At 40.2% G+C, this 20,122-nt stretch carries 15 protein-coding genes and 3 pseudogenes; 5 read left to right on the top strand and 13 right to left on the bottom strand.

Going from position 1 to position 20,122, the window contains the following annotated elements:
* Positions 1 to 151: 151 nt before the first annotated feature.
* Positions 152 to 1,321 carry an ROK family protein gene (locus CO692_RS11840; RefSeq protein ID WP_010747580.1) on the top strand — a complete coding sequence of 390 codons (1,170 nt, stop codon included), beginning with the start codon at positions 152 to 154 and terminating at the stop codon, positions 1,319 to 1,321.
* 227 nt (positions 1,322 to 1,548) lie between these two features.
* Here CO692_RS11840 and xylB read toward each other — a convergent pair whose 3' ends face one another.
* The 5 genes from xylB to CO692_RS11815 form a co-directional block, all read right to left on the bottom strand.
* Positions 1,549 to 3,045: a xylulokinase gene (gene xylB / locus CO692_RS11835; protein ID WP_096742306.1), complete on the bottom strand. Its 1,497-nt coding sequence runs from the start codon at positions 3,043 to 3,045 to the stop codon at positions 1,549 to 1,551.
* Positions 3,046 to 3,063: 18 nt separating this feature from the next.
* Positions 3,064 to 4,593 carry a glycoside hydrolase family 43 protein gene (locus tag CO692_RS11830; protein WP_096742305.1) on the bottom strand — a complete coding sequence of 510 codons (1,530 nt, stop codon included), beginning with the start codon at positions 4,591 to 4,593 and terminating at the stop codon, positions 3,064 to 3,066.
* A 465-nt stretch (positions 4,594 to 5,058) separates the two neighbouring features.
* Positions 5,059 to 7,002: an alpha-glucuronidase gene (locus CO692_RS11825; RefSeq protein WP_096742304.1), complete on the bottom strand. Its 1,944-nt coding sequence runs from the start codon at positions 7,000 to 7,002 to the stop codon at positions 5,059 to 5,061.
* A 73-nt stretch (positions 7,003 to 7,075) separates the two neighbouring features.
* A complete protein-coding gene (gene xylA, locus CO692_RS11820; RefSeq protein WP_010747576.1) occupies positions 7,076 to 8,380 on the bottom strand; it encodes a xylose isomerase in 1,305 nt (434 codons plus the stop codon).
* A 489-nt stretch (positions 8,381 to 8,869) separates the two neighbouring features.
* The gene (locus tag CO692_RS11815) at positions 8,870 to 9,343 is read right to left on the bottom strand and encodes a YitT family protein (RefSeq protein WP_208787793.1); all 474 of its coding nucleotides are present in this window, start codon (positions 9,341 to 9,343) and stop codon (positions 8,870 to 8,872) included.
* 87 nt (positions 9,344 to 9,430) lie between these two features.
* On the opposite strand from CO692_RS11815, the pseudogene CO692_RS17960 reads away from it, so the two are divergent.
* A pseudogene (locus CO692_RS17960) lies at positions 9,431 to 9,517 on the top strand (resolvase); the annotation flags it as partial.
* Positions 9,517 to 9,660 (top strand): annotated as a pseudogene (locus CO692_RS11810) (topoisomerase); the annotation flags it as partial. The pseudogenes CO692_RS17960 and CO692_RS11810, both read left to right, overlap by 1 nt.
* 51 nt (positions 9,661 to 9,711) lie before the next feature.
* Here CO692_RS11810 and CO692_RS11805 read toward each other — a convergent pair.
* From CO692_RS11805 to CO692_RS11780, 6 genes and pseudogenes are all read right to left on the bottom strand, one after another.
* Positions 9,712 to 9,909 (bottom strand): annotated as a pseudogene (locus CO692_RS11805) (ATP-binding protein); the annotation flags it as partial.
* 587 nt (positions 9,910 to 10,496) lie between these two features.
* A complete protein-coding gene (locus CO692_RS11800) occupies positions 10,497 to 10,775 on the bottom strand; it encodes a type II toxin-antitoxin system PemK/MazF family toxin (RefSeq protein WP_060792690.1) in 279 nt (92 codons plus the stop codon).
* Positions 10,762 to 11,037, bottom strand: coding sequence for a type II toxin-antitoxin system RelB/DinJ family antitoxin (locus CO692_RS11795; RefSeq protein ID WP_005225277.1), 276 nt, complete (start codon positions 11,035 to 11,037; stop codon positions 10,762 to 10,764). The genes CO692_RS11800 and CO692_RS11795 overlap by 14 nt, the downstream gene beginning before the upstream one ends.
* 930 nt (positions 11,038 to 11,967) lie before the next feature.
* The gene (locus CO692_RS11790; RefSeq protein ID WP_034868317.1) at positions 11,968 to 12,456 is read right to left on the bottom strand and encodes an AAA family ATPase; all 489 of its coding nucleotides are present in this window, start codon (positions 12,454 to 12,456) and stop codon (positions 11,968 to 11,970) included.
* Positions 12,457 to 12,992: 536 nt separating this feature from the next.
* Positions 12,993 to 13,382, bottom strand: coding sequence for a DUF4430 domain-containing protein (locus CO692_RS11785; protein ID WP_060792688.1), 390 nt, complete (start codon positions 13,380 to 13,382; stop codon positions 12,993 to 12,995).
* Between the two features lie 87 nt (positions 13,383 to 13,469).
* Positions 13,470 to 15,947 carry a vitamin B12-dependent ribonucleotide reductase gene (locus tag CO692_RS11780; protein WP_096742303.1) on the bottom strand — a complete coding sequence of 826 codons (2,478 nt, stop codon included), beginning with the start codon at positions 15,945 to 15,947 and terminating at the stop codon, positions 13,470 to 13,472.
* Positions 15,948 to 16,087: 140 nt separating this feature from the next.
* Here CO692_RS11780 and CO692_RS11775 point away from each other — a divergent pair, with 140 nt between their 5' ends.
* Together CO692_RS11775 and CO692_RS11770 are read left to right on the top strand one after the other, a co-directional pair.
* Positions 16,088 to 16,627: a hypothetical protein gene (locus CO692_RS11775; RefSeq protein ID WP_096742302.1), complete on the top strand. Its 540-nt coding sequence runs from the start codon at positions 16,088 to 16,090 to the stop codon at positions 16,625 to 16,627.
* A gap of 559 nt (positions 16,628 to 17,186) precedes the next feature.
* Positions 17,187 to 18,614 carry an APC family permease gene (locus CO692_RS11770; RefSeq protein ID WP_005225272.1) on the top strand — a complete coding sequence of 476 codons (1,428 nt, stop codon included), beginning with the start codon at positions 17,187 to 17,189 and terminating at the stop codon, positions 18,612 to 18,614.
* Positions 18,615 to 18,729: 115 nt separating this feature from the next.
* Here the strand turns inward: CO692_RS11770 and CO692_RS11765 are convergent, their stop codons facing one another.
* Positions 18,730 to 19,368: a TetR family transcriptional regulator gene (locus tag CO692_RS11765; protein ID WP_060792684.1), complete on the bottom strand. Its 639-nt coding sequence runs from the start codon at positions 19,366 to 19,368 to the stop codon at positions 18,730 to 18,732.
* A gap of 47 nt (positions 19,369 to 19,415) precedes the next feature.
* Positions 19,416 to 20,117: an ABC transporter ATP-binding protein gene (locus CO692_RS11760; RefSeq protein ID WP_060792683.1), complete on the bottom strand. Its 702-nt coding sequence runs from the start codon at positions 20,115 to 20,117 to the stop codon at positions 19,416 to 19,418.
* Positions 20,118 to 20,122 lie beyond the last annotated feature (5 nt).

Raw genomic sequence — 20,122 nt, 5'->3', positions numbered from 1 at the left:
AGTTAAAAAAACAACCATTTTGGCTAGTGGTTTTAACTATAATTGGCTAACATTTGTTACAAAACCTTATGAATCCCCCTTTTTTCAGTTGTAATCAGTTAATTTGCACAGTATACTAACTCTAAGACGTACTTTAAAAAGGGGATTGTCCATGATTATTAATAAACTTGACATTCGTGAGCAAAATGAAGCGACTGTACTAAAAGCGATTATTGAAAATAAAAATATTTCCCGAGCCAACATCTCCACTTTAACCAATCTAAATAAGGCCTCGGTTTCGCAAATTATCAAAAACCTAATTGAAAACGATATCGTAGAAGAAGTTGGTATCGGTAACGCTAGTTCGATGGGGGGGCGAAAACCGATTCAGCTGCACTTTAATGGACGCTGCGGATTGGCGCTTGCTTTTGATGTGGGCTATAACTATGTGGCAGGGATGTTGGCTTATCTCGATGGGGAAGTGATTCGCCTCGAAGAAAGAAAAAATACCCCAATCAATAGCGAAAATATCTTGCCCACTGTTCAAAGCATTATCACCAATTTTTTAAGTCAGGCCCCAGTGACGCCCCATGGTCTAGTGGGGATTTCATTGGCCATCCACGGGATTGTCAACGATAACCGCATCACCTTTACTCCTTACTACGATTTGTCTGGCTTGGATATCAAAGAACCCCTAGAGCAACTTTTCAGTGTGCCGGTCTTTGTAGAAAACGAAGCCAACCTTAATGCTGTCGGGGAATACTGCTTTATGACAACTGGCGACTACCAAAAAATTATCAGTCTGAGTATTCATAGCGGAATTGGCGCTGGCACAGTAGCCAATGGTTCTTTACAATCTGGCTCCCATGGCTTCTCTGGAGAATTAGGACACAGCACGCTTTTCCCTAATGGCAAATTCTGTCCTTGTGGTAATAAGGGCTGTCTCGAACAATATGCCTCCAACAGAGTGTTATTTGATACTTTTGCCAAATTAAAAGACTTGGATTTTGTTAATTCTGATATTTTTGCAGCCGCCTATAATGCCGGTGATGTGGATGCCATCCGTCTAGCCCTAGAAAATGTTGACTATTTAAGTATCGGCCTAAACAATATCATCGTGGCAGAAGATCCTGAGTTATTGATCGTCAATAGCTCTGTCTATCGTAAAATTCCCGATCTTCTTCCCCGGATACGTCGAAAAATGGTCTCTCGTTTTACGCAAAGTATCACCATTCAGACGAGCCTGTTAGGGGATCATGCCCCGCTATACGGTGGCATTGCCCAGGCTACTTCCCACTTTTTAAAAATCCAAAACTTAAGACTAGGAATGCTTAAAAAGTAGGCTTCTTCCAATTGCTCATGGCGAAACCCATGAGCAATTTTTACGATGTTAAGTGGCTATAAGTCTTTTTGTCCCAAGCTTACTAGCTACCATTCATCATGAAACTTCCGCTATCCAGGGCAAACGAATACGGTTCCATCGTTTTTTTAAAGAAAGCAATCGAGTAATCAGCCGACTTGCTGATTATCCGATGTCTTATTTACCTTTCAAGGCAATGAGGCATTTTTTTACTCTTCTGTCAGTAAACGATGACAGATTGGTGCAGTTTGGGGATAAACATCTTGATAAATCTCATAAATTTTCGCATATTTCGCTACTTGTTGTGGATCAGGCATGATGTGTTTGTCATAGTGCACAAAAACCTCGGCACAACTTTCAGCATCTGGGAATAATCCCGCTCCGATAGCTGCTAACATGGCAGCTCCCATGCCTGGACCTTGTTCGGTAGTCAACGTTAAGATTTCAGCATCGAAAATATCTGCTTGTATTTGCAGCCAATCAGGGTTTTTCGCCCCACCACCAACGGAGACAATCTGTTTAAAATGGCGCCCCGTCGTATCTGCCATGATTTGTTGAGAATCCTTTAAAGAAAAAGTGATGCCCTCCAAAACTGCACGGCCAAAATGGCGCAATCGATGATGAGTGTCAATGCCAATAAAACTGCCACGAATCTTGGCATCACTATAAGGTGTCCGTTCCCCTACGATATAAGGAGTGAACAACAGCCCATCTGAGCCAGCTGCCACAGTCCCCACATCCGCTAATAAGGTCGCAAAATCTTCTTCTGGCGCAAAGGTATCCCGAAACCAGCTCAATGAATTTCCGGCGGCCAAAGTCACGCCCATCCCATACAATTTGTCTTTGACGCTATGATTAAAGAGATGGAGTTTTCCTTGATAATCCACTGTTTCATCTGCTTCATAAGACAAGAAGACGCCGCTTGTTCCGATAGAGGCCATCGCTAAGCCTTCTTTAATAATCCCAGCTCCCAATGCAGCACAGGCATTATCTGCCCCACCAGCAAAAATCGCTACTTCTTGGGTAAAACCAAATTTCAATTGCAATTCTGGTACTATCTTGCCGACTAATCCAGCTGATTCATGTAGTGTTGGTAAGACCGCTTCATCGATATCAAACTGTTTCAAAATAGCCGCTGACCAAACTTTTTCTTCTACATCCAATAACAATGTACCGGCTGCATCAGAGTAGTCCATCGAATATCGGCCTGTCAGCCAAAACGCCAAATAATCCTTTGGCAACATCACATGAGCCACTTTTTCCCAGTTGGCTGGTTCATTTTTTTGAACCCAACGAATTTTAGGCAAGGTAAATCCTTCGAGAGCCACGTTTTTCGTAATGGCTAACAATTGGTCCCCAAAAGTTGCCATGATTTCTTGACATTCTTTGGTTGTTCGTACGTCATTCCACAAAATTGCTGGACGAATAACTTGGTTGGCATCGTCTAATAACACCAAACTATGCATTTGACCGGAAAAACTAATCCCCACCAACGCATCCTTCATATCTGGACGAAAATCCAACAGTTTTGTCATCACAATTTCCGCTGCTTTTTGCCAATGATTCGGATTTTGTTCACTGTAACCAGCTTGTGGTGTATCTAAAGGATAAGCACTATCTGCTGATGCTAGCAGGTTCCCGCCCTCATCAAAAAGGAGTCCTTTTAACGCGCTCGTTCCGAGATCTAAGCCTAAAATTTGTTTCATAGCGATTATTCCCTTCTCTTAATTGACCTGGTGTTCAATTTGATAAGCATCCACATATCCTGTAGCCTGTGGTGCTGTTCTGGTAGCATATAGACCCATTGTACAGCCTACAAAACCACCAGCAATTTCTGTACTTAAATAATGAATAGCCACCGCTTCTGCGACAAGATGTTCTTCTTCAGCTACAATTACCTTGGCTGTCAATTGTTGCAACGCACCGGTAAATTGCAATACGAAACGATCACCGGTAAAGGTCGTCCTCCCTAGTGTTTCTTCTACGCCAGCTAGAGTACGGATGAGCTGGGCTAGATAGCCATTTTCTGTTTCGGTAATTTCCAAACGTACATGGTAGTCATTGCTTTGAATCAACGCCAAGCCACATGCTTCCCCTTTGGCCAAGGATGGTTGGATATCGACACGAAAATGGTAATTCATCGCTTTTTGTCGTAACCCAATATAAGTGGGTGAAGCCACATCTGATAAAGTCGCTTCCCCGGGTGTCAATCGCAACCAGCCTGGACGAACAGTCCGATTGTAATCAGCAGGATGCGGATTACGCAAATAGACAAAGGCAACGTTTTCTTCAGCCAATGAAAACTGGCTTGTTTCTGGGACTGGACTGAGGGGCAGTGCATGTTCTTGGACGTCTAACAGCTGCCCATGACCTGGATTGACTACCGGCCAGCCGTCTTCCCAGACAACTTCAGCGAGAAACGTTTCACGTCCAAGATTGCTGTAACCTTCATAGTTTCGACTAGCCAAACAAGTCATATACCACTTGCCTGTTGTCGTTTCTACTAAATCCCCATGCCCGACATTGCAAACAGGAAAATCTTTACCTAAATGTCGATGAGTCAAAATAGGGTTATTGGGATTTCCCAAATAAGGCCCTGCCACTTGTTGACTTCGAGCAATCGTCACACAATGGTTAAAGCCAGTTCCCCCTTCCGCAATCATCAGATAATAATAGCCGTCTTTTTTATAAAGATGTGGTCCCTCAGGCCAAACTACATCTCGCATAGCACCTTTCCACAAAGAAGTACTCACACCAATCAGACGCATGGTATTTAGATCAAGTTCTTGCAACCATACTTCCCAATCACCATTGTAAGTGACACCTTTTGGATTCGGGCGCGTGCCTACATAATAACAACGTCCATCTTCATCAAAGAATAGACTGGGATCAATACCTGGAGCATCTTCTAAATAATAGGGATCAGACCACGGCCCCTTGGGATCGGTTGCTGTCACCACAAAGTTGCCACCATGGGTAACATTGGTGGTAATCATATAGAAAGTTCCTTCATGGTAACGAAGACAAGGTGCAAATATCCCTTGGGAATGCCCCGCCTGGTCTAAAGGCAACTGGCGATCCCGCTCTAAGACATTGCCAATTTGTGTCCAATTTACCAAATCTTTGCTGTGATAAATGGGAACACCTGGAAAATAAGCAAACGTCGAGGTCACTAAATAGAAATCTTCTCCTACCCCGCAAACGCTTGGATCTGGAGAAAAGCCTTTCAAAACTGGATTAGTAAAAGTATTCATGGTTAGCCTCGTTTCTCATTTTTAATTGCTAAGGAAGAGGGACACCAGCTAGCATCCCTGAAATAAGGCGCTATTAAAATGAGTCAGCTAGTTCAGTTTGTATGCTTTACTAACTTTCTAAATGATAAAACACCTCTTGACACAAGTCAACCGCTTACAGAACAATTTTTTTGTTTTTTTTGCTACACCACTATCCGTCTATTAACCACTAATGAACAACTATGCACGAACCCTTTACTCCTTAAAAAAAGTCGGTCTCGCCCCCCAACAACTTCATCAGGTTATAGCGAAACCGACAGACAAAAAATTCGTTTTTCTTTTGACAGGGCTAGTTTAGCTACCGTCATACTATTTTCTAAAGACTAAAGTTCTTTTTTACCTCAAAACCTTCGTATATCCCGCGTCAGATGGCCTCGTATTTATTTTTCAAGGCTTGAAAGCGTAGAACCCTTTATAAGCGTAACTTTATGGATATACTTTACGCCCTGCTTGATCGGCAATACCCGATTTTCGCCAGAAATAAGTATTGATTTGATCTCGCCACTCCACTGCCAGTTCTCGTTGCCATTGCAGCAACTCTTTGACATTTTGATAAGAATTCTGGTCAACATGAGGACCGATTTCTTCCCAAACAGCTTGATAGTCCTCAACTCGTTTAACACCTTCAAAATGCGTATCATAGATGTCTTGAATCAGGGTTTTGCTATTGTGTAGTCGATGCGTGTAAGGTACATGGTGAAACCATAACAACAACTCATCGGGACAAGTTGTTAAGTCATTAAAGTAATCTCGGATAGCTGGCGCATATTGTGACACGTAATCCGTTCCTGAAGTTGTTCGATCATTGCCAATACCCAGATGGTCAGCAAAATGATACGTTCCCCACCGATCATATTCATAACCATCGATATTGGGCCCATCGTGGGTTCCTGGCGTCACCATAAAACCGACACCTCGAGGGGCTGTATACATGCCATAGGTTTCCCGAGAAGTCACCAAAAGATCTGCCAACTTTTTCGTTTGATCCTCAGCTAAATCGAAAGTTAAGCCAATCCAACGTTGGGCACAGTCTTGGGTGGTCAGCTGATTGTTCCAACACAGTTTGCCATAACCATAGAGATTGATTTGCATCAGCTTATGGCCAGTCCAGTTTTCTGACATGCCCACCACTCCTACGGCACAAATACCACTGTAAGCTGGTTGTGGTGAAGTGTTTTTCAATAATTCCTTCACTTGGCCTGGTACGTCTTCATTGCGACAATCAAAATCCAATGCTTCTTTCCACACGGGCAATTGATAATAAACGGCTTTTTGATGCCCCGTATATTCCTGAGTCAATTGAAACTCAATGATATGATTGGTCTTTCGCAACCCACTCAACAAAGGAGAAGTGGGCTCTCGCACTTGGAAATCCAGTGGGCCAAGCTTAATTTGTAGGCTAACATTTTCAACAAATTTCCCATCCAAAGGCATAAAATGATCATACGCTGCTTTGGCACGGTCAATGCTACGGTCCCGCCAGTTTTGTTGATGATTATAAACAAAACAACGCCATACCAAATGTCCACCATGAGGTTGCAATAGCCTGCCAAACATATTGGCCCCATCATCATGCCCACGACCATAAGCAAAAGGCCCTGGTTCCCCTTCCGAATCCGCTTTCACTACAAAGCCCCCAAAATCAGGAATATAACGATATAAAGCATCAATTTTTTCTTGCCAGAAAGCGATGACTTCTTTAGCAAGAGGATCCGCTGTTTCCAAACCACCAATCGCTTTAGGGGCGGCAAAGTTCACACTAAGGTATAGCTTAATTCCGTAAGAGCCCAAAATTTCATCAATAAGTCGCAATTCGCCAAAATGCTCCTCGCAAATGAGGGCTTTGGCTGCACCACGAACATTCACGTTATTAATTGAGATAGCATTAATTCCCACAGATGCTAAAAGACGAGCGTAGGACTCAATCAGTTGGTAATCCTTACGAAATTCATTGTCTTTAAAGAAAATGGAATCTCCGGCATAGCCTCGTTCAATTGTTCCATCCATATTATCCCAGTGATTAATCATCCGTAGCGCTTGGTCTGGCACACTTGTAAAAGAAGTGAAAGCTTCTCCCAATATCAATTTTTCATACAAGGCAAATAAGCCATAGAGTAAGCCTTTTGTCGTATTACTCTGAATAGCAACATGATTTTGCTCCCCTTTTACTCGATAGCCTTCCCTTCCCAAACACTCTTCTGTTACAAGTGAAAAGGCCAAGTCCCCTTCACTTGCTACTTCTTTTGTCAAATTCAGTAATGTGCCTACTTCTCGGCGAATACTTCTTGCCACTAAATCATCCGCAGGCAATGAGAAATGTTGAAAATAATGACTGGCTACTTTTCGTAACCAACATAAATCGCGAGTCATCAGTCCACCTAACCTTCATTAATTTTTTGTACAAGAAAAGGGGCCTAAGAAGACCCCTCATCATTTAAACGGCTTATAAATAATCGTTCAAGATATTTTTCACATATTCGATATGGCTAGATTTCAGGACTGGATCTTCATGGCTAACAGCATAATCGTATAAGCTTTCCAAGTCTTCTTCATCCTTCATGATTTTTTCGCCGAGGCCTTCGTTAAAGGAAGCATAGCGTTCTTCTTTCAAATCATCGAAGAAACGATCTTCTTTTAATTTCGCTGCATTTTTCAAACCGCGAGCGAAAGTATCCATCCCAGCAATATGAGCCAAGAACAAGTCTTCTGCTTCGAAAGCGGAACGACGTACTTTGGAGTCAAAGTTGATCCCACCAGGAGCGATACCGCCATTTTCCAAGACTTCGTACATCGCCAAAGTCACGTCCATGACATTGGTAGGGAATTCATCCGTATCCCAACCTAATAAAACATCCCCTTGGTTGGCATCCAATGAACCCAATGAATCGTAGCAACGTGCCACTGCAATTTCGTGTTCAAATGTATGACCAGCTAAAGTAGCATGGTTCGCTTCCAAGTTCAACTTGAAGTCGCCTTCTAAACCGTAATGTTGGATAAAGGCCATCGTAGTCGCTGCATCAAAGTCATATTGATGTTTTGAAGGTTCTTTTGGTTTTGGTTCCAACAAGAACTGTGGTTTGTGACCAATTTTTTCACCATAAGCAATCGCCATTTTGAAAAGACGAGCTATATTGTCTTGTTCAAGTTTCATGTTGGTATTCAGTAAAGTTTCGTATCCTTCACGGCCACCCCAGAAGACATAGTTTTCACCGCCAAGTTTTTTGGAGATGTCTAAGCCTTTTTTCACTTGTGCTGCAGCAATCGCATAAACTTCAGCGTTATTTGTTGAAGCCGCGCCGTTAACAAAACGTGGATTAGAAAACATGTTGGCAGTGTTCCAAAGCAATTTAATCCCTGTTTGATCCATTTTTTCTTTGATCAAGTCAGTAATTTCATCAACATTTGCAAAGAATTCTTCTAAGCTATCGCCTTCTGGTGCGATATCTACATCATGGAAACAGAAGTATTCTGCGCCTAATTTTTCGCAAATTTCAAAGAAGGCTTCTACCCGATTTTTGGCAGTTTCCATTGGCGTTTCACCAAACCAAGGGCGTTGGTTGACTGGATTACCAAATGGATCCGAACCATCTTGAGTCATTGTATGCCAATAAGCAATGGCAAAACGAAGATGATCCTTCATTTTTTTGCCCATCACTACTTCATCTGGATTGTAGTGGCGGAATGCAAACATATTTTTTGTGTCTGTGCCTTCATATTGAATCTTGTCGATACTTGGAAAATAACTCATTGAAAATCCCTCCATCAAATAGGTTGTTTAGTTTAACTAACTAACTCTATTAAAGAATAGCGCAACCTTTTTTTAATGTCAACCGCTTTCACGTATCTTTTTTTCAGTTTTTTTAAAGAAATGCGCTACTCCCACAGCTACCTTCACCCCCTCCTATTAATTAGAAAACAAGATTGCCTTGCTACCGGAGAATCAGCCGGATTGTAGACTGGGTATTATAAAGTTTTCACTTGTGAAAACTTTATAATACCCAGTCTAAAAAAAGGCAAGCCCTCTTTCAAGGTTGCTTGCCTTTACGCTTTTGTATTTAAGCTTGCTAGAAAAGTTGATTACTCCACCTTAGCCGGCTTTTCCTGATGCATCCAAGCTGGCAAATGAAATTCTTGTACGATACCGATGAGTTGTCCTGAAAGTATGACTGTCAGCAATGAAAAACCAATGCGATTCAAGGGAATATAGCTCAAAGACAATACCAAGACGACCAAATCACTAGCAAGGTAGGCCCACTAAATTTTTAATTTTAAAAACTTTGGCAATACTCATGGCCATAGCATCATCTCCACCCGGGGCACCACCTGCTCGAACACAAAGCCCACAGCCAACCCCGACAAAGATAGCTCCTACTACTGCTGCCAAAAGGGGCGTATCACCGATATTGGGCCAAAAAGGTCCGATTGCTTCAAAAAGACTATAGCTAGCAGAAAAACCCACAGAAGCGACAATGGAATAAAATATGAACTCTCGCCCTAATATTTTCCAGCCAGCCGCATAACATAACATATTGAAGATGAACCCAGTGATTGCTGGTGACAAATGAAACCAATGATCTAGTAACAGGGTCAGCCCCAGACCACCACCTTCAGTCACACCACTGAAGGAATGGATATTAAATAAGCCAAAAGATAAGATTGTACTCCCCAAAATCACCATCGCTAGTGCGCGGGGTTTAATTGTTTTTAACACAGTATTTTCCTCCAAAACAGATAAGTTATTTTTGTTGATGAATGTAACCAGCCTTATTTCACCAATTTGTACTCTTCACAAAACTGAATCAATCGTCGAACGTTTAGAAGGTATCGAGCAAGATATAACGTGACAGTAGATCAAAGAAAAAACAAAGAAAAGAGGGATAGTTAATGAGTACGGTTATTTTAGCTGAAAAACCAAGCCAGGCATTAGCCTACGCAAGTGCTTTAAAACAAAGCACCAAAAAAGACGGTTATTTTGAGATCAAAGACCCACTATTTACAGATGAAACGTTTATCACCTTTGGTTTTGGGCAGAATAAAAATGTAGGTTTTCGGCAATAGGAATTGTCGGCAATCGCCAGTTTAGATTTTATTTCTCATACGATAAGACTTGCCGGTAATCTTGAACACTTTGACATGATGAACCGGTCGGTCAAGGATCGCTGCCGCGATTTCTGGGCTTTGAAAAAATTCACCCCATCGAGATAAGACGATATTTGTCGTAATAATCGTAGAGCGGTGTTCATAACGCATGGCCAGAAGCTGGAAGAACAAATCGGCTTCGGCATACCTAATAAAATTCAACATATCCAAAGCATTTTCAAACTAAATAAAACTATCAATTATTTAACTCTTAATCAGCGGGTCGCGGGTTCGAGCCCCTCACGGCCCATTGGGTGCCAAACCCACGGAACAGGTAAATGTTGGTGCGAAAGCATTTCGAAAACATTTATGCTGTTCCATTTTTTTGTTTATAATTAATTTATTGCCAATTGAATAAGAAGAAATGCCTTGCTGTCAAAAAGTTTCTTATTAAATGATGTATGTAAGAGCTATGCTTTTCGAAAAGTTTTTTTCTACGAGATGACTGAACTCTTTGCACGTGAAATGCTTCGTTTCTCCATAAATTAACTGAGTCAGATAATTTGTGGAAGTAATAGCTTCTGTATAAATTCAGTGAGTGCTTCGCTAGTTCAAAAACCTTTACAGTAATTTTTTTCTCACTATTACCACTACAAATTAGATATGAAATCAAAAAAATCACTACCTAGTCCTAATGAAAAGGTAGTGTATTTTTAATGCTGTTCATTCTTCTAAGAGCGCTCCTTAAGAAACTCTTCTAAACGATTCAAATCTTTCTGAGATAGTTACCCTATATCTTTATATTTAAAATCTATTTTTTCTTTGGAAAGAACGAATAACGTTCCTGTGTCAATCCAAGACTCTTTTTTTAAATTTGAATCTTGCCAATCATTGATATGGAAATAAAGCTTTTTTATGCGCTCTGATTTGTGTTCAAACTTGCTTGTAATCGCATAAAAAAGAACTTCATTTTCACTATTCTCAATAATCAAAACTGGTCGTCTTTTTCCTTCTGGTTTACCCACATAAGCCACATACATTGAAACTATTTTATTCATCTTCATCCAACCAAGCCTCGAAAGCCTTATTATCATCTATCCTCGTCACATTAGTAGATTTTTTCGCTAACTTAGCAATTCGCCTAGCTTGCTTTGTTTGTTCAGAAAGTTTTACCTCAAAGGGTAATCCCCCTTTTTCTATGACTTGTTTATAAAAAATAGTAATTGCCGTAGTGGGATTCATTCCTAAATCATGTAAAATATCTTCTGCTTCCATTTTTAGATCTTTTTCAACCGCAATCTGAATTCTTTCTTTTTCCTTCTTCATAACGCACCCCCAAAAAAGAGTTTTTTATACTCATATTATACTCTATTTGAGCGCTATTTTCACTTACTATACTCATAAATAAATTTATTTTTCGCATAAGAAATCTAACTTCTTCAAATTACCTAACTTTTAGTAAGTGGGTTTAACACCCAATGAACAGGTAAATCGTGGCGCGAACCCCTATTTATATTATCTCCATATATTCTTCAAAAAATCCATGGATATTACACTAGCACTAATTATCGTAACACCATAAAACAAGGAGCATAACTTGTTAACCTATGTCATGTCCCTTGTTTTTTTAATTCAGGTATTGATAAACTAAATACATAAACCATACTAATCCTATTATAAAAAATAGATTTAAAATGTTTTTATTTATTTTTCTTCTTTGCTCTCCAAAGTATGGCGACCTTTTTTGCCAAAACAATTTCCTGTTTTTCACATCAGAAAAAAACAATTTAAAAATTATAAATAACACAGGAAGAGAAAAATTTAACACTATATAAAAATATCTGTAGGATCTCCAATTAAAACTAACCCTATCAAAATAAATAATATAATAAGAAAAATTAGTTTATACTGAACTTTCATAACTCACCTATACAATCAATTGATTTTATTCTATTTGTATTCTGAAGGTTCTGAGGGGACGATCGTCATTTTAAAATAGTTCTCCTATTTCTTACCCTCTTTTACAATTTTGGCTGATCTAATTCCTCTCATCAGCAATTGGATACAAATTTCGTACTAGCTGCTCTTATTCTTCATTTGGGGTGGTCACCGCTAAATTATTTCTTCTATCGAAGAATGCAACAAGAAAAGAAATTGCCAATCACTATTTTGCTTCTAGCATGACTGTCCTTCGTGTCCTGCACAGGAATAAGACTAACTGTATTGAAAAAGAGTAAAAAAAGTTTTGAGGCTACTTCATATATTCTTTTGCTCGATCACTACCTCATCTTCATTTACCGGTTCTTCGAATCCTGAAAAAAACCGTTGAAGGATTTCTTCTGTAATAGGAAAAGCGGAATTTGCAGTCTGGACTTTATTTCTGATCGCTAATCGTTTTCGTAAAGTATCATAATCAGCTTTTAGATAGATTACTTTAATCGTCACATCATATGCTGCCAGTAGTTCTCTATAAGCGTCTCGGTGACTTTTAGCCCAAAAACTAGAATCGACAACTACGTTTTTTCCTTCTTGAACAGCCTTTACTGTAAGCTCTTTCAATTTAACTGAAGATAATGAAGAAACTTTTGCATATTTCTCCGAAGGGTAATCAACACCATAAACGCCATAATCTTCCCAAATCAATTCATCTATTGCTAGTCTTACATAGCCTTCTTGCTCTTTTTGTTTTGAGTAAGTGGTTTTGCCTGCACCACTAACGCCACACATCAAAAGTACCTCAACCATTATTCTCCTCCTACCTTTTCTGATCAATAAACAAAGAGAACGAAAAAACCTTATTTGTAATCACCGCTCGTGTTTTAGACCACTGTTCGCCACCACATCTGATGGTACAATGATAACATTGTTTTTATGAACAACAAGCAGATTGGGAAACAATCGCAAGAAAAATAGTAAGTAAAACCATATATTAGAGAATAGAAGCGTTAGCCACTTAAGCTAACGGATAAATCAAATTTTTGTCCATTTCCACTCTACTATAAAAAAATTATTTTCTACAAAAAATAGGAACGAAAGCCAAAATACGAAAGAAACATCATGGCTAAAACTTATGTATGTAATGGTATCTTTACTTCTATTATTCCAATTTTAAAATAAACTAAGCCACCACCCAACCCCTGATAGAAAAACAAGAATAGACTCTTGAATAGAACTTGAATGCAAAACTGCCTCCAAAATCAACGCAAGAGTCTATCTGTATAGATAAAGATCTTTATATGCAAGTTCTTTTGCACCAATAAAGATCCTTAGAATCAAGCAAATCAGAATGCTTTCAAATCAAATGTGATAGTGTCATTGTTCTTTAAAATCAACGCTTGTGCCCCTTTATCGGTCATTTCGTCATTGACGGTATAGACCCAAAATAGATTGGCTTTTTGATCTTGACTGATGCCGTCGATCGAGGTGATAAAGCCATCTTTTTCTTTGATCGCAAAGTTTTCTTTCATTACTTCCAGCAGCGACTCATTTTCTCGGAACGTTACTTCTTTTGAGGTCACAGCTTCTTGATTTTGGATGACGATCGTAGCTGTTCCTTGTTCTTGCTTCAAGGAACTTTGCTGCGTGCTTTCTGGCGTTACACTTGCCTGTTGGCATCCTGTAGCGACGAGTAGTGTGCTCACTAGCAGGAATACGACAAATACTTTTTTCATCTATTTCTTCCTCTCCAATAGTCAAAATACTAATCGTTTTTCTATCCAGTATACGGATAAGAATTATTTTATCACTCTCGTTTTTTCTTAGAGCCCGCATTTTAATTGGATTTTACAGTTTGTGCAGGTACTACAGCCACCGATTTCCTCAATGGTTCCTTCATGGCAGATGGGACAGATTTCACCAGAGGCGACGGGTTCATTTACTTGAACGACAGGCAGCGGTTCAACTTGTGCGGTCAGCTCATTTTCAACCGCTTCTAAGGTAAGTACTTGTGAATCTCGGCTGCCGTCTACATAGACAGTCCCTCCTTTGGCTCCTCCTTCATAAAGATCTCGATAAACCTTGGCTACTTGGCTTACTGTATATCCTTTTGGTGCATTGACCGTTTTTGAAATGGAGCTATCCACCCAGCGTTGTATGGTGCATTGCACACCGACATGCTCTTCGGGCGTCAACTCCATAGCGGAAATGAACCATGCCGGCAACTCCGCTTTGGTTCGTTCAGGATGATCCATCAGGTATTCGTCAACGATTTCCGCATTGATTTCAATAAACTTACCTAGTCGACCGCTTCTAAAATAAGAAAAGGAGTAATAAGGTTCTAAACCAGTTGAAACTCCCGTCATCGTGCCTGTCGATCCTGTTGGCGCAACAGTCAAAAGATGAGAGTTGCGAATACCGAATCGCAGCACGCCTTCGCGGATGTGCGCTGGCATTTTTTTCATGTATCCTGTATCGATAAATTTCTTTCGCAACGCTTGCGTCTCTTGGTCATTTTTTCCAATCAGGAAGGGAAAGCTGCCTTTTTCTTTCGCCAATTCAATGGATGCCTCATAGGCAGTGACTGCCATTGCCTCGAAAATTTGATCAACGAATTGATTTCCTTCTGCCGATCCGTATTTTTTCCCGCAGTAGATCAATAAATCTGCCAAGCCCATGATCCCTAATCCAACACGTCTTTCCCCTTTCGCCTGCTGCTCATTTTTGTCAAAAAAGTAAGGCGTTACGTCAATAACATTGTCTTGGAAACGAACCGCTGTTTTCACGGTTTCTTTTAGTTTGGCAAAATCAACGGTGCCCTTTTGGCGATCCGCCATGTTTGCGAGATTGATGGCTGCCAAGTTACAGACCGCATAAGGGGTTAGGGGCTGTTCACCGCACGGATTAGTTGCTACGACTTTTTGTCCATATGCTGTAGCATTCGTCATCTTGTTGGCATTATCGATAAAGAAAATACCAGGCTCAGCAGAATACGTTGCACAAAAAGTAATCAACTCCCATAACTCACGAGCTTTGATCCTTTGATAGGTTTTGACTTTATGGCCAGCAGCTGCCCATTCTCGCACATCCCCGACTTCAGCCCACTTTGCATCATATTGCGCCATCTCTGCTTCTGAATAATTGTCGATATCTGGAAAGCGTAGCTCATACCACCCATCTGTCTTCACTGCTTCCATGAATTCTTCTGTCAAGCAGACTGAGATATTCGCGCCAGTTAAGAAATCACTTTCTTTCACCGTATAGCTGCCACCTATGCGCAATTTTTCTTTTGCCTTTTGGATCATGTCATTATGTTCCTTATCTGACGATTCAGGCAGTTGTGCTAGATAAGTGAACATTCTTTCTTCCATTTTTTTCAGAGGGTCAAATTGCAGTTTTTCATTGATCAGTTGTTTGATCGTCGCATTTGTGATTGTTTTTTTTAGGTGAAGCAATACAGCAGGATTTTGAATTTTAGAAAGAATAAACGCAAAAATATCTGGATGCCAATCTGCCATCATAATCATCTGCGCTCCACGGCGGCTACCTCCTTGTTCGACAAGGTTCGTCAAGTTTGCCAAATCATTCAACCAAGAAACTGCCCCAGAAGACCGACCACTGACACCGTGGACCACACTTGATTTTGGTCGCAAGGTCGACCCATTGGTTCCGACCCCGCCACCTCGACTCATGATTTCCATAACTTCTTGTCGATGAACAGCAATCCCTTTTCGGGAATCATGGATGAAAGGCATCACAAAGCAATTGAAGTAGGTAACTTGAGAATTTGTTCCTGCTCCATAAAGTACTCTGCCTGCAGGAATTAGGTTTTGCGCCACGATTTGTTGGTAAAACACCTCGAAGAAGCGCTCCTGGTCATGGGACTCGTTGGCAGAAATCCCTTTGGCTACACGATGCGCCACTTGCTCAAAAAAGAGTTCTAACGGTTTTTCAATGTCACTTTTTCTTCTTTTAACAAGTCCATTGGCTTGTTCATCAATATCTTCTAACGCTGAGCGATAGGCCTCTTCCACTTCGATAGAGACTAGTTCCCCATCGATTGCTTTCACAACACCGATTCCTCGCGCAGGATATTTAGGATCAGCTTTCGTTGTCAAAATCACCAAATCATCCTTACGCAATGTTTGATGGGTTTGATCCTTGTATGAATAACGATCCAGCATAATCAAACGAGCGATTCCCTCAAATGTTTGGGTCATTTCTGGTGTGATCGCCGAAACTTCTTGGAAAAACTTGATATCCTCGTTCAATTTCTCAATCGTTTGTTTTTTGTATTCCATTTCTTTCCCTCACCTTCTAAAACACAACATATTGTGCTCGTTTTTTATTATCGTACTATATAATGTGTATTTCAATCTTGAATTTTATTATTTTCCATGTATAATGAGAATGATTATCAATTAGAAAGACGGCGATTTTCATGCTTCCTCCCCAAACCAAGATATTTTCCATCCAAAGAATTTCTCATTTAGCACTGATTACTGCGGCTTGTATCGTTGGACGGTTAGTTTTTGTCTTTATCCCTAACGTTCAGCCTATGAGTGCCCTTTTATTTTTAGTGGCTTTTTCTTACCGTTTATCCGATGCGTTGATGATTGCCTTATTAAGTTTGCTCGGAACAAATATCTATCTAGGCATGGGTCCCTGGACGATCAGTCAATTGGCTGCACTTACTATCACCATCATTCTTTTTCATCAGTTTGGAAAAATACCGATCATCAAGAAAAACCGCTTCTTGCAAGCTTTCTTTGCCTTTCTTTGCGGACTTCTTTATGGCTTGATCATTTCGTTGATGGAAGTTTGGCTTTATCAGTTTCCTTCGTTTCTTGCCTATTACCTTCAAGGACTACTGTTCGATTTCTTCCATGCCAGTGGAAACTTCGTCTTTTATCTGCTTTTATGGCCAGTATTTGAGCGAATAACACCCACTTCCTATAAATTGGCGAAAAAAAACGAGTGATTTCGATGGAACGAAGCATTTGGCTAACTTTGTTTACGTGTTTCTTTGAAAGAATGTTCGCGTAAAATTTTTCTTAAAAAAACAAAAAAATTACGTCTACTCTCCTGTTTCCTTTGCTTAAAAATCTATCCTAAAAGCACCAGTGAAAAGCCTTTCGAAAGGGTTTCTTCCATCTTTATACGTCCATTCATTTGAATGAAGCACTCCCTATTTCATCCATGCCCTTGACCGAATGTAGTTGGATTTCTTTCAGATTATTAATGAATGATGATGTTTGCTTTTGCTATCATCAGAAATTTATTATTTTTTTTAAATAACAATTTAATTTTTCTTGACCAAAAGAATTCAGAGGTTTATCCTAACTATGGAAAATCAACGACTGGATAAAAAGAAGCAAATGAAATTTTTTTATTCAATTTGACCTTTGACATTTGTGAAAAAATGCATAAGAAACTTGATCGTGATCAAGCGCTTATGGAAAGAAATTTTTTTCTCACTAAATTTCAAAAAACGCTCTATTTTAACCAGTCAGAAAAATCATTTTAAGAAGGAGAAAGCGATGAATGAGAAACAATTACGCTGGTATAATATTGCGCTGATGGCGTTCGTCTCTGTTTGGGGACTGGGAAATGTTGTAAACAACTACGCTCAACAAGGGTTGACTGTTGTTGTTTCGTGGCTATTAATTATGGCTCTTTATTTTGTACCCTATGCATTAAGTGTTGGTCAGTTAGGATCGACCTTCAAAGAGTCAAGTGGTGGGGTTTCCTCATGGATCAAAGAAACCTCAACAAAGCGGTTGGCTTTTTTTGCTGCTTGGACTTATTGGGTCGTTCACGTGCCTTATTTGGCACAAAAACCCCAAGGAATCTTAGTATCATTGAGTTGGTTATTTAAAGGAAACGGTACATTTGTATCAACGATGGGCTCCATGGAAGTCTCATTGATTTGTTTAGCTATTTTTCTATTCTTTTTATGGATTGCCTCTAAAGGATTGACGACCTTAAAAATGATTGGGAACATCGCCGGAACAGCCATGTTCGTGATGTCGATTCTTTTTATTCTTTTAGCAGTGACTGCTCCAGCAATGACTGGTGCTGAGATTGCTACACCAAATATGTCATCTGTTTCAACCTATATCCCTAAATTTGACTTTACCTATTTAACCACGATCTCGATGCTGGTATTTGCGGTAGGTGGCTGTGAAAAAATCTCGCCTTACGTAAATAACACAAAAAATCCTGCCAAAGAATTTCCAAAAGGCATGATCTTTTTAGCCGGTATGGTGGCGTTATGTGCCTTGCTCGGCTCGATTGCTATGGGGATGCTTTTTGATGCCAACCATATTCCAGAAGATTTGATGGTCAACGGCGCTTATGAAGCCTTTCAACGACTAGGAAACTTCTACGGAATCGGCAATTTCTTTGTCATTCTTTATTCCATCGCCAATGCGTTAGCGCAAATCTCTGCTTTGGCTTTTTCAATTGATGCCCCATTGAAAATATTATTGTCTGATGCTGATTCAGAATTTGTTCCAAATGGTTTAGCAAAACTAAACAAAAAAGGAACACCAGTGAATGGGTATATTATGACTGGTATCCTAGTCAGCATTTTGATCATTATTCCAGCACTAGGAATCGGCAATATGACCGAACTGTATCGTTGGTTGTTGAACTTGAATTCAGTTGTCATGCCATTGCGTTACTTATGGGTCTTCTTAGCTTTTATGCTAGTCAACAAACACGCCAATCGCTTTACTTCCGATTATAAATTCGTGAAAAACACCAAGGTTGGCTTTGGGATCGGCTTATGGTGCTTCTTGTTCACGGCCTTTGCCTGCATTTTAGGGATGGTTCCTAAGCTTGATTATGCGGCAGATCCGCAAGCTTGGTTCTTCCAATTGGCCTTAAATATCATTACGCCAATCGCCTTTCTTTTGATTGGCTTGATCTTGCCGATCATTGCGAAACGTGTAAATAAAAAATAATCATTCCCTCAAAAAAGAGGTGTCCGACAACTATTTCGGTTGTCGGGCACCTCTTTCCTTATATATGAACTTTTCCGCCGTGCGAGGCATTTGGTCCATCCTCTTGCCGAAGCGTTCATTCTTCTTCATTGTCCTCTTTGTTGTCCTCTTTGATTCCATACTTGATCCATTGCACCTTATAGCGAAAATCTTTGATCAGCTCTTTTGCGGTCCATTCATTCGAAATAAAATCTGTCAGACTATCCATCACGACCGCCATAATAAAATAAAGGAAACTGACAGCTTCTTGCGTATCATGGATCGTAAAGCGATTTTCTTCCAACAGCTCCAACCACTGACGAATCATGGGCGAATCGTCAGAGATCGCATCGCGCTTCGTCCAGGCATTGCTTTGGGTACATAAGTGGATCATTTTCCAATGATCATCTTCAGGTGACCATTGACTGCACCAAGCCAAGTATTCTTCGATCCCTTTGAAAAAATCATTTTTGTTGCGATTGATAAACGTAAAAATCGCAGAATGGATTTGGTTTGAATAGTCGGCGATCGCATAGTCATAGGCATCTTCTAAGTTTTGAAAGTACTTGTAAAACGCCCCTCTAGAAATGTGCGACTTTTCGACGATGGCAGAGACCTTGACTTGACTGATGTGCTTGCTGAAGAATTCTTCTAAAAGCACGGCATCGATTTTTTCTTTTTTCTCTTGTTTTAAATGAAAAAATGTTGTACTTGGCAAGGGATTCTCCTCCATCATTCGCAATCTACTCCCTCTATTATAAACAAATCCCTCTACTTTTCCACTCAGACTTGTGCAGTTTCTCTTGACGGGGCGTTTTGTTCGATCAGATTGCCATCTTCCATTCGGAAAATGCGATCACTCCATTGGATCATTCGCTCGTCGTGAGTGACCATGACTGTCGCTTTCTTTTTCTCATGCGCTTCTTTCACCAATAACTTCACCACTTCATACGCATGATCGGTGTCTAAGCTGGCAGTTGGTTCATCCGCCAAAATCAAGCTGGGGTCATTAAACAACGCCCTGCCGATCGCTACTCGTTGACGTTCCCCACCAGATAAATCGCGGGGAAACTTGTCTTGAAGATCGAGAATATCTAATGAAGCAAGCAATTCATCAATCCGTTCCTTTTCCTTGGCTTTTCCTGAAACTTTGTCGACCAAATAAAATTGTTCCTTTACCGTTAGAAAAGGGATCAAATTCGAGCTTTGCAAGATAAACCCAATCTCTTTAAAACGCAACTTCCCTCGTTGCTTTTCATTTAATTGGGAAAAGTTCACCTGGTTGATGATGATCTCTCCCGATGTTGGCCTTTGTAAGCCGCCAGCGATGGTCAAAAAGGTACTTTTTCCTGAACCAGAAGGACCGATGATACTGACAAATTCCCCTTCTTGAACATGAAAATTCAGTCCTTTTAATGCCGTTACTTCGGTATGCTGCTTGCCAAATTTTTTTATAATATCCTTCATTACTAAAATGTCTTTCATCTTTG

The organism is Enterococcus sp. FDAARGOS_375 (assembly GCF_002393265.1).
GTDB classification, from domain to species: Bacteria; Bacillota; Bacilli; order Lactobacillales; family Enterococcaceae; genus Enterococcus_D; species Enterococcus_D innesii.
The sequence above is the reverse complement of the archived record's forward strand: the minus strand, read 5'-3'. Positions and strand labels throughout refer to the sequence as shown.